The organism is Streptomyces sp. NPDC058880 (assembly GCF_042742535.1).
In the GTDB taxonomy this organism is placed as follows: domain Bacteria; phylum Actinomycetota; class Actinomycetes; order Streptomycetales; family Streptomycetaceae; genus Streptomyces.
This window is the reverse complement of sequence record NZ_JBHYMC010000001.1, coordinates 124013-138753: the sequence shown is the minus strand read 5'-3', so window position 1 is coordinate 138753 and position 14741 is coordinate 124013. Positions and strand designations below refer to the sequence as shown.

General features: G+C 74.1%; 12 protein-coding genes and 1 pseudogene. 8 read left to right on the top strand and 5 right to left on the bottom strand.

Features of this window, described 5'->3' with window-relative positions; translation table 11 throughout:
- Window positions 1–27: 27 nt before the first annotated feature.
- On the bottom strand, window positions 28–540 hold the full coding sequence (locus tag ACFW2G_RS00615; RefSeq protein WP_384444648.1) for a hypothetical protein: 513 nt from the start codon (window positions 538–540) through the stop codon (window positions 28–30).
- A gap of 85 nt (window positions 541–625) precedes the next feature.
- Between ACFW2G_RS00615 and ACFW2G_RS00610 the strand changes: the two genes are divergently transcribed.
- A complete protein-coding gene (locus ACFW2G_RS00610; RefSeq protein WP_384580205.1) occupies window positions 626–1717 on the top strand; it encodes a DUF2330 domain-containing protein in 1092 nt (363 codons plus the stop codon).
- 204 nt (window positions 1718–1921) lie between these two features.
- Here the strand turns inward: ACFW2G_RS00610 and surE are convergent, their stop codons facing one another.
- Together surE and ACFW2G_RS00600 are read right to left on the bottom strand one after the other, a co-directional pair.
- Window positions 1922–2842 (bottom strand): 5'/3'-nucleotidase SurE, encoded by a 921-nt coding sequence (gene surE, locus ACFW2G_RS00605; protein ID WP_384444644.1) that lies wholly within the window; start codon window positions 2840–2842, stop codon window positions 1922–1924.
- A gap of 188 nt (window positions 2843–3030) precedes the next feature.
- Complete coding sequence (locus tag ACFW2G_RS00600) at window positions 3031–4290, bottom strand: MFS transporter (protein ID WP_384580207.1); 1260 nt, start codon at window positions 4288–4290, stop codon at window positions 3031–3033.
- Window positions 4291–4627: 337 nt separating this feature from the next.
- On the opposite strand from ACFW2G_RS00600, the pseudogene ACFW2G_RS00595 reads away from it, so the two are divergent.
- A pseudogene (locus tag ACFW2G_RS00595) lies at window positions 4628–6109 on the top strand (carboxylesterase/lipase family protein); the annotation flags it as partial.
- A 51-nt stretch (window positions 6110–6160) separates the two neighbouring features.
- A complete protein-coding gene (locus tag ACFW2G_RS00590) occupies window positions 6161–7168 on the top strand; it encodes a LacI family DNA-binding transcriptional regulator (RefSeq protein WP_384580209.1) in 1008 nt (335 codons plus the stop codon).
- A gap of 189 nt (window positions 7169–7357) precedes the next feature.
- Here the strand turns inward: ACFW2G_RS00590 and ACFW2G_RS00585 are convergent, their stop codons facing one another.
- Complete coding sequence (locus ACFW2G_RS00585) at window positions 7358–8338, bottom strand: alpha/beta hydrolase fold domain-containing protein (RefSeq protein WP_384444638.1); 981 nt, start codon at window positions 8336–8338, stop codon at window positions 7358–7360.
- Window positions 8339–8568: 230 nt separating this feature from the next.
- On the opposite strand from ACFW2G_RS00585, the gene ACFW2G_RS00580 reads away from it, so the two are divergent.
- The 5 genes from ACFW2G_RS00580 (at window position 8569) to ACFW2G_RS00560 (ending at window position 13840) form a co-directional block, all read left to right on the top strand.
- Window positions 8569–9090 carry an ATP-binding protein gene (locus ACFW2G_RS00580; protein ID WP_384580211.1) on the top strand — a complete coding sequence of 174 codons (522 nt, stop codon included), beginning with the start codon at window positions 8569–8571 and terminating at the stop codon, window positions 9088–9090.
- 124 nt (window positions 9091–9214) lie between these two features.
- Window positions 9215–10054 (top strand): AMP-binding protein, encoded by an 840-nt coding sequence (locus ACFW2G_RS00575; protein WP_384580213.1) that lies wholly within the window; start codon window positions 9215–9217, stop codon window positions 10052–10054.
- A complete protein-coding gene (locus tag ACFW2G_RS00570; RefSeq protein ID WP_384580217.1) occupies window positions 10051–10260 on the top strand; it encodes a hypothetical protein in 210 nt (69 codons plus the stop codon). The genes ACFW2G_RS00575 and ACFW2G_RS00570 overlap by 4 nt, the downstream gene beginning before the upstream one ends.
- Before the next feature lie 614 nt (window positions 10261–10874).
- Window positions 10875–11444, top strand: a complete 570-nt coding sequence (locus ACFW2G_RS00565) for a hypothetical protein (RefSeq protein ID WP_384580218.1) — start codon at window positions 10875–10877, stop codon at window positions 11442–11444.
- An 89-nt stretch (window positions 11445–11533) separates the two neighbouring features.
- On the top strand, window positions 11534–13840 hold the full coding sequence (locus tag ACFW2G_RS00560) for a bifunctional polysaccharide deacetylase/glycosyltransferase family 2 protein (RefSeq protein WP_384580220.1): 2307 nt from the start codon (window positions 11534–11536) through the stop codon (window positions 13838–13840).
- On the opposite strand, the gene ACFW2G_RS00555 is transcribed toward ACFW2G_RS00560, so the two are convergent.
- Window positions 13841–14695 (bottom strand): DMT family transporter, encoded by an 855-nt coding sequence (locus ACFW2G_RS00555; protein ID WP_037922111.1) that lies wholly within the window; start codon window positions 14693–14695, stop codon window positions 13841–13843.
- Window positions 14696–14741 lie beyond the last annotated feature (46 nt).

Genomic DNA, 14741 nt, shown 5'->3' with positions numbered 1-14741 from the left:
GCTCGCCCGCCCGCGCTCCCTGCCCGGTCAGGACGCCGGCAGGCCGAGGACCTCCAGGATGCCCTCCGCGTACGCGGCCGTCCCGGAGCCCGCGGCGGCGGCCAGCTCTCGGCGGAAACCCTCCGCACCGGTGCGGATGAAGGCGGCGACCTGACCGTGCAGCCCCGCCTCGTGGGTGCCGCCGTCGTCCATGGTGCACAGCAGGGCCAGCAGGGCCCACAGCAGCGCCTCGCGGGTCGCCCGGCGGGGCGGATACGCCGACCACACCGCCATCAGTACGGCGCACACCGCCGGGGCGGGCGGCTTCAGACGCTGGGCGAAGAAGACGTGGCCCTCCAGCGCATGGAACGCGGCGGGGTGACCCTCGGCGGCGTCGCGCACGGCGTCCACCAGGTGGCCGGCGGACCGGCCGCAACCGCATTCGATGCCCTCCCAATCGTGCCGGGCGATCTCCGCCATCACGGAGTCCGGGACCATCGGGCTGCGCGGTAGCGCGTTCAGGCGCCGCAGCGCATGCGACTGCTTCTCACTCCCCCTCATGCGCCACAGTATGAGCCAGGCCGCATCGAGCGGCGAGAGGGGGTGGAACCGGATCACCCGACCGGCCGTCCCCAACCCCGTGTCGATGAAACGAAGGATTCTGATCCTGCTGTTCGCGCTGTTCACGACCCAGGCGGGCGCGCTGATCGACCCCGCCTACGCCTGTGGCTGCGGGGCGATGATCCCCGACGGCCGGTCCCGCATCGGGGTCGAGCGGGAGACCTCCGTCGTGCACTGGGACGGCCGGACGGAGCAGATCGTGATGCGCTTCACCGTCGGAGGGAACGCACAGCGGGCCGCATGGATCATGCCGGTGCCCGGACGCGCCACGGTGGAACTGGGCGATGGGGAGGTGTTCGACACGCTGCGCGATCTGACCCGGCCCGAGCACCGGACCCGGCGCTACTTCTGGCCGCGCGACGGCGACTGGCCTTTCGCACGCACGACGAGCGACGGCGCGGGAGCCCCGGCGCCGGGCGCCGCGCCGCCCGTGGGCGTGGTCGGCCGGGAACAGCTCGGCGACTTCGACGTGGCCCGGCTCACCGCCACCGACCCCGCCGCCCTGAAGAACTGGCTGGAGAACAACGGCTTCCAACTCCCCGACCGCCTCGCCACCGAGGTCACGCCGTACGTCGACCAGCACTGGGAGTACGTGGCGATACGCCTCGCCCCGCGCGGCGGACCGGACCGGGTGCTCCGCGGCGACCTCGACCCGCTGAGGATCCGCTTCGACAGCGGCCGGCCGGTCTACCCGATGCGTCTTTCCCGCATGGCCGAGACGCCCCAGTCGCTCAGCCTGTACGTGCTGGCCGACCACCGCATGGAGCCCGTCGCCAGCATCGGAGGCGACGCACCCAAGGTGACCTTCGCGGGCACCGTCGAGCCGGAGGCCGGCCCGCTGACGGCCCTCACCGACGGAAAACCGATGTTCCTGACGGCGATCGAGCAGGAGTTCCCTGAGCCGGGCCGCATCGACGCCGACCACGAACTGCGCGCGACACCGAAGGACACCCCCTACCGCCGGGTCGTCCACCACGACGAACTGCTGACGGTGGGGAGCGGCATCCCGGTGTGGCTCCTGACGGTCGCCGCGGCGGCCGCGGCGCTCGCGGCCACGGTCCACGCACGGATCCGCGGCCGACGGCGTCGGCCCGCCGCCGCGCTCACCGACCGATAGCGCGGCGGGACGCCCCCCGGCCCGCCGCCGAACCGGGTGCCGCTTCCCGGCTGTACACGCCTCGGTGCATCGCCATCAGCGGGAGGCGTGCTCCGGGGGCGGGCGGTCCGGGGCCGGAGTCCGTCCGGCGGGCGTCCCGTCGCCAGGGGCGTGCAGTGGTGGGGCGGAGCCGCGGGCTGCTGCGCCCCACCGGTTCCGGGGGTGCTACGGGCGCAGGCCCGCGATGAGGGCGGAGGCTACGGCCCGGTCGGCCGGGCCGGTGTTCCAGTCGGAGTTCATCGGGCTGACGGCGATCCGGCCGGCGTTCACCGCCTCGACGTCGCCGCCCCGGGCCGCGGGCCGCAGGACCACCTTCACGGTTGTCTTCCAGGTGCCGTCCCCCGTGTCGGTGAAGTCCGGTTCCAGGACGGTCTGCGGATCCTGGAAGGTCGCGGACACACCGGTGGCCCTACCCGTGCCGTCCGTGCCGACCACCGGGTGGTTGACGTTCAGGCCGATGCCCTCGGGCAGCAGCGGACCGGACCGGGCGCGCGACCGCAGCCGGTCGATCAGCCCGACCGCGAAGTCGAGGGTCGGCCCCATCGCGTTGACCGTGGTGACCGGGTCGGGAACGGACAGGCCTCCCGTGCTCAGGGCAAGGGCGGGCACGCCGTGCTCCAGCGCGGCGATGGCGCCGCCGACGGTGCCCGAGTGGGTGGCGAGCCCGGCGACGTTCGGCCCGAAGTTGGTTCCGGAGACCACCAGGTCGGGCGCGTTCCCGGCGAACACCTCGGCCAGCCCGAAGGCGACGGAGTCGCCCGGAGTGCCGTCGACGGCCCAGACCTTCGGCTCGGGGTGCTTCACCGTGATCGCGGGCGCGTTGGTCACCTTCGTGCCGGTGCCGCTCTGGTTGGTGAGCGGGGCGACGATCGTGACGTCGTGTCCCGCGGCCGTGAGGCGCTCGAAGGCCCTGCGGATCCCCGGCGCGTCGTAGCCGTCGTCGTTGGTGAGCAGAATCCGCAACGGCCCGCCGGGAGCGGCGGGTGCCGGCGCGGTCTGCGGCACCGCAGCCGCGGGCGCCGTGCCGGCCACGGTCGGCGTGCACAGCAGCAGGGCGGCCAGCGGCAGGAGGTGCTTGCGTCTCACAGGGGCTCCTTCGAAAGGGGTGGGAGGCGGGGGAGCGGACGAGGGCGGGGCGGGAGGGGACCGGCGGGCGCGTGACCCTCGGCACACGCCCGCCGGAGCACGCGAGCGGTCGTGATCCGTGACGACCGGTCGCGGCCGGCCCGGAGGAGTCCGGAGCCGTGCGGCGCGGTCCGGCACGGGGCAGGCGGTCAGCGCACGCTGCGGATCGGGAGGATCGCGAGCGCGCCGATCAGCGAGAGCGCCCCGCCGACCAGGAAGAGCGGCGTGTAGCCGCCCAGGGCGGTGACCACCGCCGAGGCGACGAAGGGGGCGATGATCTGCGGTCCCGCGTTCGCGACGTTCAGGACGCCCATGTCGCGGGCGGTGTCCTCGGCCCGGGGCAGGACCAGGGTCACGAGCGCGGTGTCCACGGCCATGAAACAGCCGAAGGCGAGGCCGTTCAGCGCGCTGAAGACGAGCATGCCGGTCCACGTCGGGCTGACCACGGGGACCACCATCACGAGGCCGGCGAGCGCGGCTGACACCCCGACGAACGCCTTGCGACGGTTCCAGCGGTCGGACAGCAGGCCGCCCAGCACGGTGGAGGCGGCCATCGAGACCATCGCCACGGGAGTGAGGACGGCCATCGCGGCAGGCGGGGTGAGGCCCTCGGGCAGCGCGATGTGATCGCTGAGGATGTAGAGCTGGTACCCGACGACCGAGAAGTAGCCGAGCACCATCAGGGCACGCCCGATGAAGGCCCACCGGAAGTCGTGGTGGGTCAAGGACGACAGGAACGCGGCCAGTTGGGCGCGCACGGGTACGGATGCGGGCTGCCGGCCGGCCGTCGTTCCGGTGCGCGGCGCGTCGCGGACGAAGCCGGCGAGCAGCAGCGCGGCCACGGCGACGATCGCACCGAAGACGAGGTAGCCGGTGCGCAGGTGCTCCGCGGTCCGGGAGGCGACGAGCACGCCGACCGTGCCGCCGATCGGCAGGCCCAGCCCGACCAGGGCGGACGCGGTGCCGCGCCGGGCCGCGGGGACCCGGTCGGGAACGATCGCGGTGACCGCGGCCTGGTAGGTGTTCATCGTGGCCTGGATCAGACACCAGCCGATGCCGACGAGCAGGGCGGTGGTCACGCTGCCGAGGAAGGCCAGGCCGGCGAGCGAGGCGAGGGCGCCGCCCAGGATCCAGGGGTTGCGGCGGCCGCTGCGGTCGGAGAGGGCTCCGGCGATCGGGTTGAAGGCGGTCGCGAAGACCGAGCTGATCCCGCCGATCACGCCGAGGACGGCGACCTTGTCATCGGGCGCGATCGCGGCGATCTGTGTGGGCAGCAGAACGGATCCCACGCCCATGTAGACGGCCATCAGCGCGGAGTTGGCGACGAGCAGCAGGAAGAGCAGACCGCGGTGGCGGGCGGGGCCCGGGGGCAGGGGGACGGGTGGATCGACGATGTCGTGCGGGGACATGACGACTCCTCGGGACGGAGCGGGGAGGTGGCGGAGGCGTGCGGGAGGGCGGCGCCGCGCGGTGCGGGCGGGAGGCCGGGCGGAGGGCGGAAGCGGTCGTCACCGGGGGTGGGGTGGGCGAACGCATTCCGGAAGGGCGACGCTGTTGTTACACGTGTCACCAAGTGCGTTGAAGACTGTGTAGCACCCATTTCCGGCCATCGCCAGGTCCTGGACCGGGTTGTTGTGCGGATCGTGACCGCCGCGGCGGCCTGCTGGGGGTGTGCTGCCATGACGTGTAACCACTGCGGTGCGGCCTCCGGGCAGGCAGGGTGCGTCGTAGGGGGTCTGCGTCTTCCGCGCCGTGCCCTACGCCGCACCGCCGGCCGGCGAGCTGCGCTGGTGCCCCGCGCAGCCGCACCCGGGCTGGACCGGCACGCGTGATGCCGCCGCCGACGGTCCCAGCGCGCCCCAGATGTACACGGACGGCGGTGACCCGGTGCTCGGCGGGCACGGGTCGCCGCCCTTCGACGAGGACTGCCTCACGCTCAACGTCTGGACGCCCGCCGCGGACGACGCCTGCCGTCCGGTGCTCGTGTGGATCCACGGCGGCGGCTTCGTGTCCGGCTCGGGCTCCCTGCCCGGCTACTCCGGCGAGACCTTCGCCCGCGACGGAGATCTTGCCGTCGTGAGCATCAACTACCGCATCGGGCCACTGGGTTACCTCAACCCTGACGACGCCGACGAGAGTTCCAACCTCTGGCTCGGCGACCAAATCGCCGCCCTGCACTGGGTACACGCGCACATCGCCGCCTTCGGCGGGGACCCCGACCGCATCACGGTCGCCGGTCAGTCCGGCGGCGCGCTCTCCACCGCCGCCCTCGCCGGACATCCGCTCGCCCGAGGTCTGATCCGGCGGGTGATCCTGCAGAGCCCGCCCCTTGGACTCGACCTCCCCGACCCCGCCGCCTACCGCGAGCGCACCGCCGCCTACCTGGAACCGGCCGGCGCCGAGAGCGTGGCAGAACTGCGCGCACGGTCCTGGCCCGAGCTGATCGGAGCGGCCGCGGGACTCTTCGCCCGGACCGCGACGTGGGGATACTGGCCGACCCCCTTCCTGCCCGTGGTCGACGGGACGTCCCTGTCGGTCCATCCGGCCCTGGCCCTGCTCGACCAGGCCGCCGCGGACATCGACGTCATGATCGGCTGGACGCGCGAGGAGGCCAACTTCGGCCTCGCCCTCGACGAGGGCTATGCCGCCGCCACCCGTGCGCAGGTCACCGACCGGATCGCCGACACCTTCGGGGCGGAGGCCGCCCCCGACGTCTATGCGGAGTACGCGCGGGGCCGCCCCGGCGCCCGCCCCGTCGACGTCCTCATGGACCTGATCACGGACGAGCTCTTCCGGGTGCCCGCCATCCGCCTGGCCGAGGCCAGGGCCGCGTCGGGCCACCCGGTGTGGGCCTACCAATTCGACCTGCCCACGCCCGCCTGCGAGGGTCGGCTCGGCGCCGCACACTGCCTCGAACTCCCCTTCGTTTTCGACAACTTCGACCAGTGGGCGGGCGCGCCCTTCCTGGCCGGGCTGGATCCCGCCGTTCGCGACGGCCTCGCGTACGCGATGCACCGGGCCTGGATCGCCTTCGTCCGCACCGGCGACCCGAACCATCCGGACCTGCCGCGCTGGCAGCCGTACGGCACCCGGGCGCGCACCACGATGCGCTTCGACGCCGTCGTGACCGCCCTCGACGACCTGGCGGGTGCCTCGCGTCTCCTGCACGGGCCCGCCCGCACGTCTGCGCCAGCCCCCCGATCCCGTGGTGTGACTCGTGTAACCTGAAAGGGAAGGAGCACCAGGGAAACCGGAGCACGAGGAGCGTCGAGGGGCGTCATGGCCAAAGACACACGCGTCCCCGCACCGATCACCAGCGCCGACGTGGCCCGGCTCGCCGGGGTATCGCGCGCCACGGTCTCCTTCGTCCTCAACGACACCCAGGGTCACCGGGTCAGCGCGGGCACCCGGGCCCGAGTGCTCGACGCGGCCAAGCAGCTGGGCTACGTACCGCACGCCGCCGCCCGCTCCCTGCGCGCCGGACGCAGCAACCTCGTCCTGATGCCCGCGTCGATCTCGGCGGCCGGCCGGCTCGTCAGCGACTGGGTCGACGACCTGCACAGCGAACTCGACCGCCTCGGGTACACCGCCGTGCTCCACGCGGGTCGCTTCGGCGATCCCGTCGATGCCGCCCGGGCTTGGGCCGAACTGCGCCCGGCGGCCGTCGTCGCCCTGGACGGCGACCGGTTCACGGCCCCGGCGGCCGACCTGCTGACCCGGGCCGGCGTGCGCGCCCTGCTCGCCTTCGCGTCCCACCCCGTCGACGGCGTGCACACGATCGGCTTCGACCACGCCCGCATCGGCGCCACCGCGGCCGAGCACCTCATCGACCGCGGCCGGACCGCGATCGGCGTGGTCATGCCCCGCGAACGCGGCCTGGGCGCCATGGCCGAGCCGCGCCTCGCGGGCGCCGCGTCGGTGGCCGCCCGGCACCCGGCGACCGTCAGCCCCCTGGAGCTGTCCTACACCAGGGAGGCCGCCCGCGAGCTGGCCCGGCGCTGGCCCAGACTCGGCCTGGACGCGGTCTTCGCCTACAACGACGAGTACGCCGCGCTGCTGCTCCACGCCTTCCGGGCGGAGGGCGTCCGGGTCCCGGACGAGGTCGCCGTCGTGGGATGCGACGACCTGGTGCTCTCCGCGCTTCAGCAGCCCCCGCTCACCACGGTCCGGCTGGACCTGCCCTCGCCGGCGCGGATCGCGGAGGCCGTGCACGAGCTGGTCGAGACGGGGGCGTCGGCGCCGGTACCCGCCGTGGAAGCCGTACTGGTCCACCGCCAGACCTCCTGAAGCGGCGAGGCGGCCGCGCACGTCCGGGCGCGGGGGTCGTGCGCCACGCGGGGCGCCACCGCGGTGACGCCCCGGCGCGGGCGTCCGCCGCGCCGCTGCCCGGCCGTGGGCGCGCGCCCGTGCGTCACCGGACCGCGCCCGTCCCGCCCGCCGCCGGGCAACGGTCCCCGCGGTGGGCGGGACGGGGTGTCAGGCGCCCGCGCCGAGGTGGCGGGCCAGGAAGGCGACGCTCGCCTCGACGATCGCCGCGATGTCCGGGGAGCCGAGGAAGATGTGGTCCGCGCCCTCCACCGGCTGGAGGGTGACGGCGCCTCCGGCGCCCTCCAGGGCGCGGGCGAGGGCCTCGCTCTGGCTGTACGGCACCAGGCCGTCCCGGGTCCCGTGCACCAGCAGGAAAGGCGGGGGAGGTGTCGAGGCCCGGGCGTAGGCCACCGGGCTTGCGGCCCGCGCCAGATCGGGCCGCTCGGCGGGGGAGGCCCCGAGCAGGGCCGTGTACGGGTCCGGGATCTCCACGCCGGACGGCATCGGCGGCATGGGATGGGCGGCCAGGGCGACCAGGTCGGAGACGCCGTACCAATCGACGACCGCGAGCACACCGGTGTCGCCTGCCCCGACCCCTTGGGTGCCCTCCAGCGCGACGACGTCGTCCGGACTTTCCGCGCGGGGTGCGCCGTCCGCAGGGCCGACGAGGCCGGCGAGCGCGGCCAGGTGACCGCCGGCCGATTCGCCCCAGACGCCGATGCGCTCCGGGTCGATGTCCAGGTCCCCGGCGAAGGCGCGGACGTAGCGGATCGCGGCCTTCACGTCGTGCAACTGGGCCGGGAAGGGTGCTTCGAGGCTGTGCCGGTAGTCGATGGAGACGAGCGCGAGCCCGGCCGCCAGCACCGTCCCGTGCAGCAGCGCCGCCGGTACGGTCGGCGGGGGGTATCGGCGGTCGCCGTCCAGCCAGCCCCCGCCGTGGATCCAGACCACGGCGGGGAACGGCCCTTCGCCGGCGGGCACCTGGACGTCGAGCAGCCGGGGGCGGAAGCCGGGGGTCGTCGCGTAGGTGATCCCGTCGAAGCGGCGCACGCCGTCCGTGCCCGTCACGGGCGTCACGGGGGGCCGGTACGGCGGGGGCGGCCAGGTCATGTCGGCGATGTCGAACGCGGTCGGAGGAGTGTGCGTCATTGCGGCCCTTCCAGATCGGCGGGGGTCCCGGCGGGGTGAGTGCAGGCTTCGCGCTGTTTGTCCGAAATGCTTGCGTGGGCAGCCGGGGGAGGCGTAGCGTGTTACACGTGTAATCAAAGACTCTAGCGACGCGTTTCCGCTGCTGACAAGCCGGGAGATGGTCCGGCATCCAGATCGATGACACGAGTCATCTCGGCGGCCGCGACGCCCACCCCCTCCGGGAGCACGTCATGCTCACCACCACCGGCGCGTCCGCCATGCCCGCGACCCCCGTGATCCGGCGCTTCGACCAATGGGTCGCGGATCCGGACGCCGCGAGTGTTCCGCAGGTCCGGGCCCGTGTGCGCGCCACGCTGAGCGCCTGGGCGGTTCCGCTCGACGTGACGGACGTCCTGCTGCTGGCTGTCAGCGAGCTCGTCGGCAACGTCGTCCGCCATGTGGGCGCGGGTCGGATGCGGGTCGGGGTCGCCTCGGGTGCCGGCTGGTTGCGCCTCGACGTCGCCGATCAGGGGGCCGGACCGCCGCGGCTGCCGGCTCCGCGGGTGGACGCCGACCCGACGTCGGAGGGTGGTCGTGGGCTGCTCATCGTGCAGCTGATGGCGGCCGAGCTGGGCGGTGAACTCTGCCTCGTGGTCGACGAGTTCGGCAAGACGGTCCGCCTGTGCGTCCCTGCTGCCCGAGCAGGGGGGCCGTGCGGCCGTCAGGCCTCGCCCGGCGGCCGCCCTGCGCACCGGAATATCGAGAGATGTTGATGGGCGTCAGATATTCGACATATCTTGCTCCCCGTCTCCCCGTCTCCCCGTCTCCCCGTCTCCCCGTCTCCCCGTCTCCCCGTCTCCCCGTCTCCCCGCTGCTCCCCGATCGAGGTGCCGCCCCATGGAGCTGTCCCCTTCTGCGCATGCCGACTCCTTCTGCCGAGACCGGCTCCCGCCCTTTGCCCTCTGGCCCGAACTCCACTTCGACCTCACGGAGTTGGATTACCCGGACCGCATCAACTGCGCCGGTCGACTGCTCGACGAAGCCGTCGAGCTGCACGGCCCCGACCGTCCCTGCCTGCTCACCCCCACCGAGCGCTGGACCTACGGCGAACTGCGCCACCGCGCCGACCAGGTCGCCCAGGTCCTCACCCACGACTTCGGCCTCCGGCCCGGCAACCGCGTCCTGCTGCGCGGCCCCAACAACCCCTGGCTCGTCGCCGCGTGGTTCGGCGTCCTGAAGGCCGGAGGGGTCGCCGTCACCACGATGCCGATGCTGCGCACCGGCGAGCTCGCCGAGCTCGCCGGTATCAGCCGGCCCTCGCTGGCCGTCTGCGACCACCGCTACACCGGGGAGCTCGAAGCCCTGGGCCGCTCGGGCGTACGGGAACCCGACGGCCCGCACGGACCCGCCGACCCGGCGGCCGGGCCCGCTCTCCCCGTGCTCGTCTACGGCGGGACCGGCCCGGCGGACCTGACCGCCCTCTGCGCGGCCAAGGACGGCTGGTTCGACACGGTGGCCACCGCCGCGGACGACGTCGCGCTGATCGCCTTCACGTCCGGCACCACCGGCCGGCCGAAGGCGACCCTGCACTTCCACCGCGACGTTCTCGCCACCGCCGACACCTTCTCCCGGCACGTCCTGAGGCCGCGCCCGGACGACGTCTTCACCGGCACGCCGCCGAGCTCTCCGACGCCCGGGTCGACGTACTCGGCTACGCCTGCTTGGTCGCCATCATGAGCACGGGCCCGGGCTACCACCGGACCTCCGAACAGCGGTTGCACGCCCGGACGGCCGAGAACGGCGCCCCCGCCCCCGTCGTCACCAGTGCCGGGGCACTCGTCCACGGCCTGCACACCATCGTGCTCACCGGCCCGTACGCGAGGGCCCCGCTGCCCGGGGCGCGGCGGGAACCCGGTTACCGCATGGGAGGAGGCACCGTGTAGTTCGGGACCGACGGGTCCTTCGGGTCGAACGGAGTCGGCTTCCACGTCGGAAGCGGGGGCCGTTCGGGCGCCGGCGGCGGGTTCGTACCCCGGTGCGGGTCCTGCGGAACGGCCGCCGGGCCCGCCGGAGTCCGGGTCGGAGCCGGCCCGCCGGTGGCCGAGGGCGTCGGCTCCGCGGTGGGTGGGGAGGGCTCGCCGGCAGTCGGCTCAGGGGAGAGCTCCGACGGCGAGGGGGATGGGGCGGTTCCCGGAGCCCGGGAGACCGGCCCGTCGCCGTCCGGCCCGCTCGCGCCGCCGGAGCATCCGCCCAGCAGCAGGGCGCCGGCCAGCGCCACCGCCACGGCACCTGCACCCGCACCCGTAGAACCCATACCCGTTGCCCCCTTCCCGCACGGCCCGTCCGCCGGGGTTGGGCGATCCTAGCCCAGGCAGGCGCGCGGGATCCTGCCGTGCGCCCCCGGCCCGTTCCGTAACGGACGGAAACGGCCCGGTTCGGGCCCCCCGGAGTGACACCGGCGACGGTTCCAGCGCTGTAGGGCATGGCCGCCCTCCGACGGCCGCGCCCCGTCCCGACCACCGACGCCCCGTCGCCCGAACCCCAGAGGCCACGACGCATGCACCCAGCCCCCGGCGCCCCCGACGAGGACACGATGGAGCTCTTCCTCGGCGACATGGGCGCGGCCCGCCCGGCGCAGGGGCCGCCGGACGCCCTCACCGCAGAGGCCCCCGCATGCGTGGCCAGTCCCGTGTTCGTGGACAGTTCGGGGCGCAGGCAGCGTCGCGTGCGCCGGTGGGGCTGCCTGCTGGTGATACCGGCCGCCGCTTACGTGGTCCTGCTCCTGAGCACCCTGATGGGAGGCCCCACCTTCCCGTCGCCGTTCCTCCCCTCCGCCCAGGCCCCGCACACCCCGGCGCCCGACGAGTCGGCCCCGGCCGGCACGGCAGCCCCTTCCCTCCGGGGGACGGCCCGCCCCGGCGCTCCGGCGACTCCGGCCACCTCGCGATCCAGCGCTCCCGCTCCGGTCGCCAGCCCCGCGGCCAGCAGGGCCGCACCCGTCACCGGACCGGGCCCGACGAAGGCCGCCAGCCGACCGACGGACCCGGTCCAGCCGTCCTCCAGCGGCCGCGGCCGCTTCAGCACGCCGCCCGGCCAGGGCGGCGGCAAGCCCACCGGCCGGCCCTGAGCCCGCGGGCCGGCGCCGCCCACCCCGCCACGCACCGTCCGCCCCCCGCACTGCACCACCCGACGCAGCAGTCAGGAAGTTCCGCCCTCGTGTCGAAGAACCGCCGTCGCCGATCGCAAGGCCGGCACACCTCCGTACGCAACGTCCCCCTGCGCACCCACTGGCTGCTGCTCACCGTCCTGGTGCTCACCCTCTCGGCGGCGCTGCTCCTCAAGGGCTACACCACGCACCTGTTCGACGCCCGCCCGGACGGGGCTGCCCGGGGGCAGGCGGCCGGGACGTCCGTACCGGCGGCGGTGGGTGCAGGGGGGCCGGTGATCGAGGGGGCGGCCGCCCGAACCGCCACCCCGCCACCCCGCACGATCGCTCTGACCTTCGACGACGGCCCCGACCCCGTCTGGACGCCGCGGATCCTCGACGTGCTGCACCGCCATGACGTGCCCGCGACCTTCTTCACCGTCGGCACCCGCGTCGCCGAGAACCCGGACCTGGCCCGCCGGATCGTCGACGAGGGCCACCAGATCGGCCTGCACGGGTTCACCCACACCGACCTCGGCGCCGCCTCGGCCTGGCGCCGTTCCCTGGAGCTGCGCGAGACGCAACTCGTCATCGCCGGCGCCACCGGGGTCACCACGCCCCTGCTGCGGCCGCCGTACTCCTCCACCAACAAGGCGCTCGGTGACGCCGACTGGGAAGCCGTCGTCCAGGCCGGGACGGAGGGCTACCTGACCGTCCTGACGACCCTGGACAGCCAGGACTGGCGGCGCCCCGGCGTCGAACGGATCGTCGCGGGCGCCACCCCCTCGGACACGGCCGGACAGATCGTGCTGCTCCACGACGGCGGTGGGGACCGCACGCAGACGGTCGCAGCGCTCGAACAGCTGGTACCGCGACTCAAGGCGGCCGGCTGGAAGTTCGCCACTGTGGGCGACGCCGTCGCCCTCCCCGAGGCCGTGCAGAGCGCCGGCACCGCCGACCGGTGGCAGGGCCTGGCACTGATCACCGCGATCGGAACCAGCGACTGGATCCTCGACGCGCTGTCGTGGCTCCTGTGGGCGGCGGGCGCGCTCAGCCTGCTCCGCGCGGCCGCGGTGTTCGTCGCCGCGCGGCGGCACGGGCGGATGCGACGGCGGCCCTGGGGCGCTCCGGTCACCGAGCCGGTGAGCGTCATCGTCCCCGCCTACAACGAGAGCGCCGGCATCGAGGCGGCCGTCCGCTCCCTCCTCGCCTCCGACCACCCGGTCGAGGTCATCGTGGTCGACGACGGCTCCACCGACGGAACGGCCGACCTCGTCGAGGCGCTCCGGCTGCCCGGCGTACGCGTCATCCGGCAGCAGAACGCCGGCAAGCCGGCCGCCCTGAACACGGGCATTGCCGCAGCCTCCTGCAACCTGCTCGTCATGGTCGACGGCGACACCGTCTTCGAACCGGACGCCGTCCGCATGATCGTCCAGCCCTTCGCCCACCGCCGCGTGGGCGCGGTCTCCGGCAATGCCAAGGTGGTCAACCGGGGCGGTCTGCTGGGCCGCTGGCAGCACATCGAGTACGTCGTCGGCTTCAACCTCGACCGCCGCCTGTTCGACCTCGCCGAGTGCATGCCCACCGTCCCCGGTGCCGTCGGCGCGTTCCGCCGCGAGGCCCTGCTGAGGGTCGGAGGCGTCAGCGACGGCACCCTGGCCGAGGACACCGATCTGACCATGGCCCTGTGCCGGGACGGCTGGAGAGTGGTCTACGAGGAGCGCGCCAGGGCTTGGACGGAGGCCCCGGCCACGCTCGGCGCCCTGTGGAAGCAGCGCTACCGGTGGTGCTACGGCACCCTCCAGGCCATGTGGAAGCACCGCGGGGCCCTCGCTCAGCGCGGTCAGGCCGGCAAGCTCGGCCGACGGGGCCTGGTGTACCTCCTGATGTTCCAGGTCCTGCTGCCGCTGCTCGCGCCCGTCGTGGACGTCTTCGCCGTCTACGGCCTGGTCTTCCTCGACCCGCTCCGCATCCTCGGACTGTGGACGGCCTTCCTGCTGCTCCAGGTCCTGATGGGCCTGTACGCCTTCCGCCTGGACGGGGAGCGCCCCGGGCCGCTGTGGAGCCTGCCGCTCCAGCAGTTCGTCTACCGCCAGCTCATGTACCTCGTCGTGATCCAGTCGGTGTTCACCGCCGTCGCAGGCTCACGTCTGCGCTGGCAGCGGATGGAGCGCTACGGCAGTCTCCAGGTGCCGGCCGCCCCGGCCGAACCACACACCCGGCAGCCCCACGCCGATCCGGCCGCCGTGCCGTACGAGGGCCACGAGGGGTACGAGGGCCACGAGGGGTACGAGACGGACCCGGCCTGGGCTTCCCACCCGGCGGCACCGGGCCCGCAGAACCACATCTGGCCCTCGCAGGAGTACCGGGGTCCGTAGTCAGGGCGCGTCCTCCCCGGCTCGGGACAGGGCGAACACCCCGGCGCAGACCAGGGCCACGCCCAGCAGTTGGGGGAGCAGCCACCAGCCCGAGCGGAGGTGTTCCTCATACAGGACGACCCCGAGCGCGATGCTGATGCTCGCGTCGCCGAGGGTCAGGGCGGGCTGCGAGGCGATCAGCGGACCGCCCTGCATGGCGTGTTCGAGCAGCAGGAGGGCGCAGATCCCGCTCGCGCCGAAGGCGTAGGTCTCCCAGGAAGTGAAGAACGCGCCGATGCCCCGCTCGTCGAGGACGTGGACGGAGGACTTCATCAGGGCGGCCGTCAGGGCGTAGCAGACGGCGGTGGCCGCGCCGAGGCAGCCGGCCCGCGAGCGGCCGGGCGGCCGTCGCAGGCCGGCGACGGCGAGCAGGGTGACGACCACCGCGCAGGCCGGCAGCGCCACCGCCCACCGCTCGGCCGGCACATCGGTGCGGTTGCCCGTCGGAGAGGCGGCCACCAGCGCGACCCCGAGTCCCGCCACCACACCTGCCACGGCCAGCCACAGGGCCCCCGGCAGCCGCCGCCGGGTCAGCAGCGAGGCGATCAGCAGGGCGAGCGGCAGCTCCAACACGAACAACGGCTGTACGAGGGCGAGCGCGCCCGTGGCCAGCGCCGCGGCCTGACCTGCCCCGGCCGCGATCACGGCCAGGATGCCCACGACCCACACGGGCCGGCGCAGCAGGTCCAGGACCAGACCGAGGCGGAAGCCCTCGCTCTGTGGCACGGTGAGGGCGGCCCGACGCTGGAGCACGGTGGCCAGCGCGTTGCTGAAGGCCGCGAACAGCGCGAAGAAGACCGGCAGCACGACGCCCATGTCCCGATCCTCACCGGGGACGCCGCCGGTCCGTGCCGAAAAACAC

Coding starts and splice junctions, on each gene's coding strand:
- ACFW2G_RS00615 (WP_384444648.1), bottom strand. CDS start 540: ATGAGGGGGAGTGAGAAGCAGTCGCATGCGCTGCGGCGCCTGAACGCG.
- ACFW2G_RS00610 (WP_384580205.1), top strand. CDS start 626: ATGAAACGAAGGATTCTGATCCTGCTGTTCGCGCTGTTCACGACCCAG.
- ACFW2G_RS00600 (WP_384580207.1), bottom strand. CDS start 4,290: ATGTCCCCGCACGACATCGTCGATCCACCCGTCCCCCTGCCCCCGGGC.
- ACFW2G_RS00590 (WP_384580209.1), top strand. CDS start 6,161: ATGGCCAAAGACACACGCGTCCCCGCACCGATCACCAGCGCCGACGTG.
- ACFW2G_RS00585 (WP_384444638.1), bottom strand. CDS start 8,338: ATGACGCACACTCCTCCGACCGCGTTCGACATCGCCGACATGACCTGG.
- ACFW2G_RS00580 (WP_384580211.1), top strand. CDS start 8,569: ATGCTCACCACCACCGGCGCGTCCGCCATGCCCGCGACCCCCGTGATC.
- ACFW2G_RS00575 (WP_384580213.1), top strand. CDS start 9,215: ATGGAGCTGTCCCCTTCTGCGCATGCCGACTCCTTCTGCCGAGACCGG.
- ACFW2G_RS00570 (WP_384580217.1), top strand. CDS start 10,051: ATGAGCACGGGCCCGGGCTACCACCGGACCTCCGAACAGCGGTTGCAC.
- ACFW2G_RS00565 (WP_384580218.1), top strand. CDS start 10,875: ATGCACCCAGCCCCCGGCGCCCCCGACGAGGACACGATGGAGCTCTTC.
- ACFW2G_RS00555 (WP_037922111.1), bottom strand. CDS start 14,695: ATGGGCGTCGTGCTGCCGGTCTTCTTCGCGCTGTTCGCGGCCTTCAGC.